The 11,581-nt window shown below is 75.4% G+C and carries 10 protein-coding genes; 4 read left to right on the top strand and 6 right to left on the bottom strand.

Features of this window, described 5'->3' with window-relative positions:
- Nucleotides 1–71: 71 nt before the first annotated feature.
- Nucleotides 72–974, top strand: coding sequence for a general stress protein (locus AYX06_RS05020; protein ID WP_084271458.1), 903 nt, complete (start codon nt 72–74; stop codon nt 972–974).
- A gap of 56 nt (nt 975–1,030) precedes the next feature.
- Here the strand turns inward: AYX06_RS05020 and AYX06_RS05015 are convergent, their stop codons facing one another.
- On the bottom strand, nt 1,031–2,605 hold the full coding sequence (locus tag AYX06_RS05015) for an aminopeptidase P family protein (RefSeq protein ID WP_062734856.1): 1,575 nt from the start codon (nt 2,603–2,605) through the stop codon (nt 1,031–1,033).
- A gap of 81 nt (nt 2,606–2,686) precedes the next feature.
- Here AYX06_RS05015 and AYX06_RS05010 point away from each other — a divergent pair, with 81 nt between their 5' ends.
- Complete coding sequence (locus tag AYX06_RS05010) at nt 2,687–3,538, top strand: PHP domain-containing protein (RefSeq protein ID WP_062734855.1); 852 nt, start codon at nt 2,687–2,689, stop codon at nt 3,536–3,538.
- 10 nt (nt 3,539–3,548) lie between these two features.
- On the opposite strand, the gene AYX06_RS05005 is transcribed toward AYX06_RS05010, so the two are convergent.
- The 5 genes from AYX06_RS05005 to AYX06_RS04985 form a co-directional block, all read right to left on the bottom strand.
- Nucleotides 3,549–4,406, bottom strand: a complete 858-nt coding sequence (locus tag AYX06_RS05005) for a DNA-methyltransferase (protein ID WP_062734854.1) — start codon at nt 4,404–4,406, stop codon at nt 3,549–3,551.
- A complete protein-coding gene (locus AYX06_RS05000; RefSeq protein ID WP_147017292.1) occupies nt 4,403–6,097 on the bottom strand; it encodes a DEAD/DEAH box helicase in 1,695 nt (564 codons plus the stop codon). Before AYX06_RS05000 ends, AYX06_RS05005 begins: the two co-directional genes overlap by 4 nt.
- 346 nt (nt 6,098–6,443) lie before the next feature.
- Entirely contained in the window at nt 6,444–6,680 is a 237-nt protein-coding gene (locus AYX06_RS04995; RefSeq protein WP_062734853.1) for a DUF3107 domain-containing protein, read from the bottom strand.
- A 55-nt stretch (nt 6,681–6,735) separates the two neighbouring features.
- On the bottom strand, nt 6,736–7,353 hold the full coding sequence (locus tag AYX06_RS04990; RefSeq protein ID WP_062734852.1) for a TetR/AcrR family transcriptional regulator: 618 nt from the start codon (nt 7,351–7,353) through the stop codon (nt 6,736–6,738).
- A 51-nt stretch (nt 7,354–7,404) separates the two neighbouring features.
- Nucleotides 7,405–8,730 (bottom strand): glutamyl-tRNA reductase, encoded by a 1,326-nt coding sequence (locus AYX06_RS04985; RefSeq protein ID WP_062734851.1) that lies wholly within the window; start codon nt 8,728–8,730, stop codon nt 7,405–7,407.
- 125 nt (nt 8,731–8,855) lie between these two features.
- On the opposite strand from AYX06_RS04985, the gene hemE reads away from it, so the two are divergent.
- Nucleotides 8,856–10,061, top strand: coding sequence for a uroporphyrinogen decarboxylase (gene hemE, locus AYX06_RS04980; protein WP_062734850.1), 1,206 nt, complete (start codon nt 8,856–8,858; stop codon nt 10,059–10,061).
- Nucleotides 10,058–11,581: a protoporphyrinogen oxidase gene (hemG, locus tag AYX06_RS04975; RefSeq protein WP_062734849.1), complete on the top strand. Its 1,524-nt coding sequence runs from the start codon at nt 10,058–10,060 to the stop codon at nt 11,579–11,581. The genes hemE and hemG overlap by 4 nt, the downstream gene beginning before the upstream one ends.

Here is an 11,581-nt window from a genome sequence, read left to right as displayed (position 1 = left end):
CCGGGTCCGCGGGGCCCGATCAGGCCCCGGGGAGGACCCGGAAGAGGCCGGGGATGGGGGAGAATGGGGCCATGAGCACGCCACGGTCCCTGCCCCCCGCCAGCCCCGCCGTCCGCGGCCTGCCCCGCGGGGAGGTGATCGGCCGCTACGGCACCTACGCCGACGCCCAGAAGGCCGTGGACCACCTCGCGGACGAGCAGTTCGAGGTGGACCGGATCGCGATCGTCGGCAACGACCTGAAGTCCGTGGAGCAGGTCACCGGCCGGCTGAGCTACCCGAAGGTCGCCGGTCAGGGCGCGCTCAACGGCATGGTCTTCGGCGCCTTCCTCGGGATGATCCTCTCCCTGCTCGCCGGCGGCGAGTGGGTGTCCTCCCTGCTGGTGTCGGTGCTGCTCGGCGGGGCGTTCTGGATGCTGCTGGCCACGGTGACCTACGCGATGCAGCGCGGCAAGCGGGACTTCACCTCCACCAACCAGATCGTCGCCACCTCCTACGACGTCGTGGCGGCCCCGGAGGTGGCCCAGCGCGCCCGCCAGGTGCTGCAGGGGTTGCGCGGGCTGCAGAGCCTGCCGCTCGGCGGGTCCGCCCGGCCCGGCCCCGCGCAGGGCCCGGCGCACGGCCAGGGCCCCGCGCACGGCCAGCAGCCGCCGGGCGCACCGGGGGCCCCGTGGCAGCGCCCCGCCTACGGCGCCCCGGCCGGTCAGGGCCCCGGGCCGCAGACGCCCGGGCAGCAGGGCCCCGCGCAGCAGGGTCCCGCGGGTCCGGCCCCCGGGCCGCGGCCCGAGGAGCCGGTGCCCGGGCGCTCCGCCGGTTTCGAGGACCTCCCCGACGGGCGGCCCCAGTACGGCATCCGCCTCCCGGCCGGGGAGCCGGCCCGCCGCGACGCCGGGCCGGCCGAGCACGGTGCCGCCCCGGAGGGCGGCCCGGGCGAGCCGTCCGCCGGCGGGAGCACGTCGGCCGACGCCTCCCGCTGACGGGCGGGCGCCGCCTCCCGCGGGGCGGATCCTGCCGCCCGCCGGCGGGCGCCGGCTCAGCTCGGGTCCACACCCTCCCGGGCGTGCCACAGGCCCGTCATCCAGGCCTCCACCTCGTCCGGGGTGCGCGGCAGCCCCGAGGAGAGGTTGACGTTGCCGTCCTCGGTGATCAGGACGTCGTCCTCGATTCGCACGCCGATGCCCCGGTACTCCTCCGGCACGGCGAGGTCCTCGGCCTTGAAGTAGAGGCCGGGCTCGATCGTGAACACCATCCCGGGCTCGATCACCCCGTCCACGTACAGCTCCCGCTTGGCCTGCGCGCAGTCGTGCACGTCCAGGCCCAGGTGGTGGCTGGTGCCGTGGGGCATCCAGCGCCGGTGGTGCTGGCCCTCCGCGGACAGGGAGACCTCCGCGGGCACGGGGAGCAGCCCCCAGCTCTCCAGCCGGCGGGCGAGCACCTCCATGGCCGCGGCGTGCACGTCGCGGAAGCGGTTGCCGGGCACCGCGGCGTCGAAGGCGGCGTCGGCGGCGTCGAGGACCGCCTGGTAGATCCGCCGCTGGACGTCGGTGTAGCGCCCGTTCACCGGCAGGGTGCGGGTGATGTCGGCGGTGTAGAGCGAGTCGGCCTCCACCCCCGCGTCCACGAGGATGAGCTCCCCGGGGATCACCCGGCCGGTGTTGCGGATCCAGTGCAGGACGGTGGCGTTGTTGCCGCACGCCGCGATGGTGTCGTAGCCGAGGTCGTTGCCGTCGGTCCGGGCACGGGCGAAGAACGCGCCCTCGACCATGCGCTCGCCGCGGTGGCGGTGGCCGGCGGCCGCGGGGAGCACGTGCACGATGTCGGTGAAGCCGGCGATCGTCGCGTGCACGGCCTCGCGCAGCTGCTCGACCTCGTGTTCGTCCTTGACGAGGCGCAGCTCGGAGAGCGCCTCGGTGAGCTCGCCGTCGAGGGCGTCCGAGCTCTCCAGCTCCACGCCGGTGTTGATCCGGGAGGTGTCGACCAGGGCGTCCACGTTGAGGTCGACCTCGCGCACCAGGCGGATCCGCAGCCCGCCCAGGGCCGCCGGTCCCGCGTTCTTGGTGACGGCGTCCTCGAGCCCGCCCAGGTCCCGGGTGCGCAGCCCGTAGGCGGTGCCCAGCTCCTCCAGGGTCGGGCGGGGTCCCACCCAGAACTCGCCGTTCTTGGCGTCCGCGTAGAACTCCTTGGAGTCGCGCCCGGCCATCGGGTGGAAGTACAGGGTGGCCTCGTGCCCGCCGCCGTCGTCGCCGCGGCCCTCCTCCACGGGCTCGAGCACCAGGACGGCGTCCGGCTCGTGGTCCACCCCCAGGCCCGTGAGGTGGGCGAAGGCGGAGTGCGGGCGGAAGCGGTAGTCCGTGTCGTTGGAGCGGACCTTCAGCGGCCCGGCGGGCAGCACGAGCCGCTCGCCCGGGAACCGCTCGGAGAGCCGCCGGCGGCGCCGGGCCGCGAAGTCGGCCACCGGCTCCCGCCGGGTCTCGGCCGGCTCCGCGTCGGCCCACTGGGAGGCCATGAACTGCTGGAAGGCGGGGGAGTCGGGCCGCTGCGACCGGTTCTCGACCCGGTCGGAGAGCGGCTGGTCGGCGTCCTGGGGTGTGCTGCTGTGCTCTGTCATGGTTCCTTTCCTCGTCTCGTCCGTCTCATCGTGCCACGGCGGGCCGCCGGCCGTCCCCGCCGGGACCGGTATCGTGGAGGGGTGAAGATCGACCTGCACACCCACTCGGCGGAATCCGACGGCACGGAGCGCCCGGCGGACGTCGCCCGCGCCGCCCACGCGGCGGGGCTGGACGTCTTCGCGCTGACCGACCACGACACCACGTCCGGGTGGCGGGAGGCCGGGGACGCGGCGGTGGCCCTCGGGGTCGCCTTCGTGCCCGGCATGGAGATCTCCTGCACCACGGACACCGGGATCTCCGTGCACCTGCTGAGCTACCTGCACGATCCCGCGGACCCGGCGCTGCTGGCCGAGGTCGAGTCCTCCCGCGGCTCCCGGCGCACCCGGGCCCAGCGCATGGTGGAGCTGCTCTCGGAGGACTACCCCATCGACTGGGACGTGGTCCTGGACCACGTCCACGAGGACGCCACGGTGGGCCGCCCGCACATCGCCGACGCCCTGGTCACCGCCGGGGTCGTGGAGGACCGCAGCGCCGCCTTCGCCTCGGTGCTGCACAGCCGCTCCCGCTACTACGTCCCGCACTACGCCCCGGACCCGGTGCGGGCGGTGCGCCTGGTGCGCGCCGCCGGCGGGGTCCCGGTGTTCGCGCACCCGCTGGCGGCCGCCCGCGGCCGGGTGGTCGGCCCCGAGGTCTTCGAGGCCATGATCGACGCCGGCCTGGCCGGGCTGGAGGTCGCCCACCGGGACAACCCGGACGACGCCCGGGCGCGCCTGGTGCAGATGGCCTCCGAGCACGACCTGCTGGTGACGGGCTCGAGCGACTACCACGGCACCGGCAAGCCCAACCGCCTCGGGGAGAACCTGACGTCGGTGCAGTCGCTCGTGCGGATCGAGGAGCAGGCCACCTCCGGGGTGGTCGTCCGCTACCCCTGAGCCGGCCGGCTCAGCCGCGCACGGCGGCGTGCGGCAGGCGGGCCCGCATGACCTCGACCGCCTCCGGGTTGCGGTCCACGCACACGAACCGCCGGCCCAGCTGCTGGGCGGCGGCCCCGAGGGTCCCGGAGCCGGCGAAGAAGTCCAGCACCCAGTCCCCGCGGGCGGAGCTGGCCGCGACCATCCGCCGCACCAGGCCCACGGGCTTCTGGGTGGGGTAGCCGGTCTTCTCCCGCCCGGTGGGGGAGACGATGGTGTGCCACCACACGTCCGTGGGCAGCTTCCCCCGCTCCACCTTCTCGGGGGTCACCAGCCCCGGGGCCATGTACGGCTCCCGGTCCACCTCCGTGCTGTCGAACAGGTAGCGCTCCGGGTCCTTGACGTAGACCAGGACGTTGTCGTGCTTGGCCGGCCACCGGCGGCGGGAGCGCCCGCCGTAGTCGTAGGCCCAGATGATCTCGTTGAGGAAGCACTCCCGGCCGAAGATCGTGTCCAGCATGACCTTGGCGTAGTGCACCTCCCGGTAGTCCAGGTGCAGGTACAGCGTCCCGTCGTCGGCCAGCACCCGCCACGCCTCCCGCAGCCGGGGCTCCAGGAAGCCCCAGTAGTCGGCGAACGCGTCGTCGTAGCTGCGCAGCTCGCCCAGCACCGTCGTGTAGGAGCGCCCGGCGAAGCCGGTCCGGTCGCCCTCCCCGTCCGCGGCGGGGGTCATGCTGGAGGCGCGCCGGCGCTGGGTGCGGCCCGTGTTGAAGGGCGGGTCCACGTAGATCATGCGGAAGGCCCCGCCGGGCAGCCGCCGCAGGAGATCCAGGTTCTCCGCGGCGACCACCGCGTCGGGGCCCTCGGCGTCGAAGACGAAGGGGATCACTCGGCGGCGGTGCCGCTCTGCGCCCGCTGGGCCTCGCCGCCGCCCTGGCCGCCGCGGCGGCGCCGGCGCCGGCGGGTGGTGCCGTCGGAGGTGCGCTCCACCGAGGTCTCCCGGGAGGTCTCCCGGGCCTCCCCGCGCGGCTCGTCCGTCGCCGGGGTCGCCTCCCGGCGGCTCCGGCGCTCGCCGCGGTCCTCGCGGCGCTCCTGGTCCCGGTCCTGGCCCCGGCGGGAGCCGCCGCCGGAGCGGTTCGCGTCGCGGTCGCGGGAGCGCCCGCCCCGGCCCTCGCCGCGGGGGCCGGCCTTGCGCCCGCCGGGCTCGCCGAGGTCCTCGAGCACCTCGGCCTCCAGCCCGGCGTGGGTGCGCTTGGAGCGGGGCAGCCGGCCCTTGGTGCCCTTCGGGATGCCCAGGTCCTCGTACAGGTGCTCCGAGGAGGAGTAGGTCTCCCGCGGTTCGGGGATGCCCAGCTCGAGGGCCTTGTCGATGAGCCGCCAGCGGGGCACGTCGTCCCAGTCCACGAACGTGACGGCGGTGCCCTTGTTGCCGGCGCGCCCGGTGCGCCCCGTGCGGTGCAGGTAGGTCTTCTCGTCCTCGGGGCACTGGAAGTTGATCACGTGGGTGACGTCCTCGACGTCGATGCCGCGGGCGGCGACGTCGGTGGCCACGAGCACGTCGACCTTGTTGTTGCGGAAGGCCCGCAGGGCCTGCTCGCGCGCCCCCTGCCCGAGGTCGCCGTGCAGCGGGGCGGCGGCGAAGCCGCGGGAGATCAGCTCGTCCGCCAGCTTGGCGGCGGCGCGCTTGGTCTTCGTGAAGACGATGGTGCGCCCGCGGCCCTCGGCCTGCAGGATCCGGGCGACGACCTCGTCCTTGTCGAGCTGGTGGGCCCGGTAGACGACCTGGCGGATGTCCTTCTTGGTGGCGCCCTCGTCCGGCGCGGCGGCCCGGATGTGCATGGGCTTGGTCATGTAGCGCCGGGCCATGGCCACCACGGGGCCGGGCATCGTCGCGGAGAAGAGCATGGTCTGGCGGACCTCGGGCACCGCCGCGAGCAGCTTCTCGACGTCGGGCAGGAAGCCCAGGTCCAGCATCTCGTCGGCCTCGTCGAGGACCACGGCGCGCACCGCGGAGAGGTCGAGGTGGCGCTGCCGGTTGAGGTCGATGAGCCGGCCCGGGGTGCCCACGACCACCTCGACGCCGCGCTGGAGCTCCTCGATCTGGGGCTCGTAGGCCCGGCCGCCGTAGATCGTGGCGACCCGGGCGTCCCGGGTCCGCGCGGCGGTCGAGAGGTCCTGGCCGACCTGGACGGCCAGCTCGCGCGTGGGCACCACGATGAGGGCCTGGGGGGCGCCCGGCTTCTTCAGCTGCTCCCAGCCGGCGTCGCCGCGGCCCACGACGCGCTGCACCACGGGGATGCCGAAGCCCAGGGTCTTGCCCGTGCCGGTCTTCGCCTGGCCGATGATGTCCTGCCCGGACAGGGCCACCGGCAGGGTCATGGCCTGGATGGGGAAGGGGTGGACGATGCCCTCGGCGGCGAGGGAGTCCACGATGTCCTGGCGCACCCCGAACTCGCCGAAGCCCTGCGGCAGCGGCTGGGGGTGCTCGTCGGTCTCCACGACGACGTCGGGGGTGCCGACCGGCGTCGCCTCGCTGGGCGTGAGGTCCTCGGGGGCGGTGTCGGTGATGTGGTCGGTCACGATGCGGGTTCCTTCGTTCGGGCACGCCCGCGCCAGGGGCGCGGACCGGGGTCCGGCCTCGGGCGGCCGTGGTGGCGGCCGCCGGGGGCGTGCGGTGGGTGGAAGCCGATCGCGAGCGTGCGCCGCCCCGACCGGGCGCGCCACGGGATCGTGGGGCCCGGCTCCGGTCCCGTGCGCGGCCGCCGTGGGGGGCCTGGTCGCCGGGAGCGGGGGCGAGAAGGTGTCTGTCGTTCGTGGGATCGCGGGTACGACCGGTCATCCAGTGCGCTTAACAGTGTAGCCCGACGACCGCGCACACTCCGTGCGGTCGCCGGGCCGGGGTCCGCCGTGCTCGGCGGGAGGGCGCTCAGTCGTCCTTCGTGAAGGGCATGAACCCCACGGGCCGCTTCTGCTCGGCGCCGACGGCGGCGTAGCCGATGACGTTCGCGGGGACGACGGTCACGTTGCCCTTGGCGTCCGTGAGCGTCAGCGGGGTCCCGGAGGAGATGGCCGCGGTGATCCGCTCGACGGCCTCCTGCGCCTCGAGCGCGGAGTCGACGACGATCTCCCTCGCGACGTGCTGAACACCGATCTTGATCTCCATGGGTCCTCCTCGAAAGCGGGGCTGCGGGTGCGTCCCGGTCAGTCTAGGGAGGGGCCTACTCCCAGTCCTCGTCGATCACCGAGATTCCGCCCCAAGCTAAACGGAAGATCTGCCGCTGGGCCTCGGCGCGCCCGCCGGTGCCCGGGTTGCGGATCCAGTGCACCGCCGCGGTCTGCGCCATGCCCGTCAGGGACCGGGAGACGAGCACCGCGTGCGGGTGGCTGAGCCCCGCGTTGGGCCCGAGCACCGTGGCGATCGCGTCGGCCACGGTCAGGTGGAAGCTCTCGAACCGTTCGGCGACCTCGGGGTCCGCGAGCAGGTCCGACTCGAAGATCAGCCGGTGGGCCTCCGGGTTGGCCTCCACGAAGCCGAAGTAGACGTCCAGCATGGACTCCACCCGCTCGCGGTTGACCTCGCTGCCCCGCAGCGCGGCGACGAGGGCCTCCGAGAGCTCCTGGAGGTAGTAGTCGACGAGCGCCAGGTAGAGCTCGCGCTTGCCGGGGAAGTGCTGGTACAGCACGGGCTTGCTCACCTGGGCGGCGTCCGCGATGTCGTCCATCGACGACCCGTGGTAGCCGTTGGAGGAGAACACGGTCAGCGCCGTCTCCAGCAGCTGCCGGCGGCGCGCCTCCCGCGGCAGGCGCGCGGGGCGGCCTCTCCTGGTCTCAGTCATGAACCGTTCCTCCTCAACCGGCCGGCGGAGCCGACCGCACGAAATGCTGCCCTACCCTGCCGCCTTCGGACGGTGGTCGATCTCCGCGGCCGGAGCGGGGGCCGGGGGCGCGGTCCGCTCGGCCGGGGCCGCGGGGACCTCGATGCCGTACAGGGCCTCCAGCCCGGTGATGTACTCGTCCTGCCGGCCCTGCGCGGCGAGCTCCCGGGCGCGCACGGTCGGGGTGTGCAGCAGGGAGCGGACCATGCGGCGCATCGCCAGCTCGATCTGCTCCTTCGCGGCCGTGCAGCCGTGGTGGGACGTGACCTTCTCGAGCTCGGCGTCGAGCACGGCCATGGTGTGCCGGCGCAGCGCGACGATCGCGGCGTCCATGTCCCGTCCGTCCTGGCTCGCGGCGAACTCCTGGGCGGCGTGCTCCACGATCCCCGTCGCGGCCTCGACCGACTCCCGGGTCTCCTCGGGAGCGGCCAGGCGCACCGACTCGAGGGTGATCAGGTCCACGCCCGGCAGGTCCGCCACGGCCGGGTCGAAGTCGCGGGTGAGCGCCAGGTCGACGACGGTGCGCGGTCCGGCGGGGAGCGCGGACGCGCTCATGGGGGAGGAGCCGCCGCTGCAGCCGATCACCACGTCGGCGCGCTCCAGGGCGGCCGGCAGCCCCGCGGGCTCCACCGGGGTCCCGCCGCGGTTCTGGGTGAACTGCTCGGCGCGCCCGGAGGCGGAGAACACCTCGATGTCGGCGCAGCCGCGGTCGCGCAGGGCGGCCATGGTCGCCCCGGCGTAGGCGCCGGTGCCGAACACGAGGGCCCGGCGCGAGGCCCAGGTGCCGGCCGTGACGTCGTCGGCGAGGTCCAGGGCCACGGAGACGATCGAACGGCCCCGCTCGCCCAGCGCGGTCTGCGTGCCGACCTTCCGCGCCGTGCGCGCGGCCGCCTCGAACAGGCGCAGGAGCCGGCCGGAGACGGTTCCCGCCTGCTGTGCGTCGTTGAGCGCCCGCCGGACCTGCCCGGTGATCTCGCGCTCGCCCACGACGGCGGACTCCAGCCCCGAGACCACCGTGAAGAGGTGCCGGGCGGCGCCCGAGTCGGTGAAGACCCGCAGCGAGCCGGTGACGAACTCCGGGTCGAGTCCGGCGCGGGAGCCGATCTGCTCGGCGAGTTCCGCGAGGACCTCGTCCAGGGCGGCCCGCGGGGCGGCGCCCGGCGCGGGGGCGAGCTCGCCGTAGAGCTCCAGCCGGTTGCACGTGGACAGGGTCACGGCCCCCCGGAGCCGGCCGGACCCGACCATCTCCTCGGACAGGCCGAGGGCACCGGTGCTGAGACGCGCAACGGTGTTCAGATCGACGTTCTGGTGGGAGGCGACGAGTGCGAAGAGGACCACAGTCCATTCATACTAGACGGTCACCGCCATTGCGTGCCTCGGTGACGCGTGAGAGGCCGCTCACCCCCGGCGGTGACGCTGCGTCGGTAAACGACGTCGGTGTTCCTTGGCACAATGGAGGCACTATGCCTACCACCCCTGAGACGGCGAGCACGCCGGACACGTCGACCGCAGCCGTTCCCGGGCATCCCACGGGCGGCACCCACCCCACGACGGCGTTCGACCGCCTGACCGGATCGCTCGGGGCGCTGCCGGAGCGCCACCCGCTGCGCGCCGCCGGGACGATGGACGCGCCGCTGCTGCAGGCGCTCACCGGCCGCACGCCCGACCGCCGCCCGGTGTGGTTCATGCGGCAGGCCGGCCGCTCGCTGCCGGAGTACCGCAGCCTGCGCCAGGGCACCGCCATGCTCGACGCCTGCCTCGACCCGGCGATGGCCGCCGAGATCACGCTCCAGCCGGTGCGCCGGCACGACGTGGACGCCGCCATCTTCTTCTCCGACATCGTCGTGCCCATGCGCGTGGCCGGCGTGGACGTCGAGATCGTCCCGGGCCGCGGTCCCGTCCTGGAGCACCCGGTCCGCACCGCCGCGGACGTCGCCGCGCTCCCGGAGCTGGCGGACGCCGCCCTGGACCCCGTCCGGGAGGCCGTCGCCCGCACCGTCGCGGAGCTCGGCGCCACCCCGCTGATCGGCTTCGCCGGCGCCCCCTTCACGGTGGCCGCCTACATGGTGGAGGGTGGGCCCTCCCGGGACCACCTCCTGCCGCGCACGATGATGCACGCCGACCCCGCCGCGTGGCGGGCGCTGGCCGAGTGGGCGGCCCGGACCTCCGGGGCGTTCCTGCGCGCCCAGGTCGAGGCGGGCGCCTCGGCCGTGCAGCTGTTCGACTCCTGGGCGGGATCCCTCTCGCTGGCCGACTACCGGACGCACGTGCTGGAGCACTCGACGGCCGCGCTCGGTGCCGTCGCCGACCTCGCCGTGCCCCGCGTCCACTTCGGGACCGGCACCGGCGAGCTGCTCGCGGCCATGCGCGACGCCGGGGCGGACGCCGTCGGGGTCGACTACCGGCTGCCCCTCGAGGAGGCCAACCGCCGGCTCGGCGGCCGCACGGTGCTCCAGGGCAACATCGACCCCGCCCTGCTCTCGGCCCCGTGGCCGGTGCTGACCGAGCACGTGCGCGAGGTGCTGCGCGGCGGGGACCGGGCGCCCGGCCACGTCGTGAACCTCGGCCACGGCGTCCCGCCCGGGACCGATCCCCAGGTGCTGACCGATCTCGTGGGCTTCGTCCACGACCAGCCGGTGGAGCGGGTCCCGCGCGGGGGCACCCCGTGAGCCCCCGGCCTGCCGGACGGACGGCTCCGCCGCGCTCCGCCCTGGTGGTCGGCGGGGGCGTCTCCGGCCTCGTGGCCGCCCACGACCTCGCCGCGCGGGGGCTGCGCGTCACGCTGGTCGAGGCGGAGGACCACCTGGGCGGCGCCGTCGGCGCCCACCAGGTGGCCGGTCTCGTCATGGACTCCGGCGCGGAGTCCTTCGCGACGCGCTCCCGGGCGGTGCCCGACCTCCTGGAGGAGCTGGGACTCGGCGACCGCGTGGTGCAGCCCCGCCGGGGCGGCTCCTGGCTGTTCCTGCCCGAGGGCGCGGTCCCGGCGCCCGACTCCGGGATCCTGGGCATCCCCGCCGACCCGACCGCCCCGCGGCTGCGGGCCGCCCTCGGCCGCGCCGGCCTGGTCCGGGCCGGCCTCGACCGCCGGCTGCCCGCCTTCGTCGGCATGACCGAGCGCTCCCTGGGCGGTCTCGTCCGGGTGCGGATGGGGGAGCGGGTGCTGGAGCGCCTCGTCGCCCCGTTCACCACGGGCGTGCACTCCGCCCACCCCGACGACCTCGACGTCGACGCCGTGGCCCCCGGCCTGCGCCGGGCCCTGCGCGAGCACGGCTCCCTCGGCGCCGCGGCGGGGGCCCTGCGCCGCGCCGCGCCCGCAGGGGCGAACGTGGCCGGGCTGCGCGGCGGGATGAACGCCCTGTCCGAGGCGCTCGTGCGCGAGCTCGAGCGCGCGGGCGTGAAGCTGGTCACCGACTACGACGTCATCGCCCTGGACCGCGACCCCCGGCGGGAGGGCTGGATGGTCATCCAGCGCCAGCCCCGCCGCGGCGAGAAGACCGCGGTGGCCCGCGGCGAGCTGCTGGTCGTGGCCACGGGCGGCGCGACCGCCGTCCGGCTCCTGTCCGGGCACCGCCACGAGCTCCAGCGGTTCACCCCGGAACCGGGCCCCCAGGTGGCCCTCGCCACCCTCGTGGTGGACGAGCCGCGCCTGGACGGCGCGCCCCGGGGCACGGGCCTGCTCGTCAGCGAGGACGCCCGCGCGGTGCGCGCCAAGGCCCTGACCCACGCCACCGCCAAGTGGGACTGGCTGCGGGAGGCCGCCGGCCCGGGCCGGCACGTGCTGCGCCTGTCCTACGGCCGCGCCCAGCCCGACGCCTCCGCGGTGCCCCCGGAGGTCGCCCTGCCCGACGAGCAGCTGATCCGGCTGGCGCTGTCCGACGCCTCGACCCTGATGGGGGTGCCCCTGCGCCCCGCGCAGCTGGTCGGCGCGGACATCGTGCGCTGGCGCTCGGCCCTGCCCCGCGCGGGGGTCGGCCACGTCCGCCGCGTGACGGAGTTCCGCCGGGCGCTGGCGCAGCTGCCCGACGCCGTCGCCGTCGGCGGCTGGCTGGCCGGCACGGGACTCGCCTCCGTCGTCGCCGACACCCGCTCCCAGGTCCGCGCGCTGCTCGCCGAGGCCGGCGTCCCGGAGGCCGCCGCGCCGCCCGGGCCGGCCCGGACCGACCCCGACCCCACCCGACGAAAGGACTGA

This window comes from Kocuria turfanensis (genome assembly GCF_001580365.1).
GTDB lineage: Bacteria > Actinomycetota > Actinomycetes > Actinomycetales > Micrococcaceae > Kocuria > Kocuria turfanensis.
Note: the sequence above shows the minus strand (reverse complement) of the source record. Positions and strands in the feature narration are given on the sequence as shown.

Bases quoted from the DNA above. Each gene is read 5' to 3' on its own strand.
- AYX06_RS04995 (WP_062734853.1), bottom strand. From the start codon at position 6,680: ATGGAGATCAAGATCGGTGTTCAGCACGTCGCGAGGGAGATCGTCGTC.
- hemE (WP_062734850.1), top strand. From the start codon at position 8,856: ATGCCTACCACCCCTGAGACGGCGAGCACGCCGGACACGTCGACCGCA.
- AYX06_RS04990 (WP_062734852.1), bottom strand. From the start codon at position 7,353: ATGACTGAGACCAGGAGAGGCCGCCCCGCGCGCCTGCCGCGGGAGGCG.
- AYX06_RS05020 (WP_084271458.1), top strand. From the start codon at position 72: ATGAGCACGCCACGGTCCCTGCCCCCCGCCAGCCCCGCCGTCCGCGGC.
- AYX06_RS05015 (WP_062734856.1), bottom strand. From the start codon at position 2,605: ATGACAGAGCACAGCAGCACACCCCAGGACGCCGACCAGCCGCTCTCC.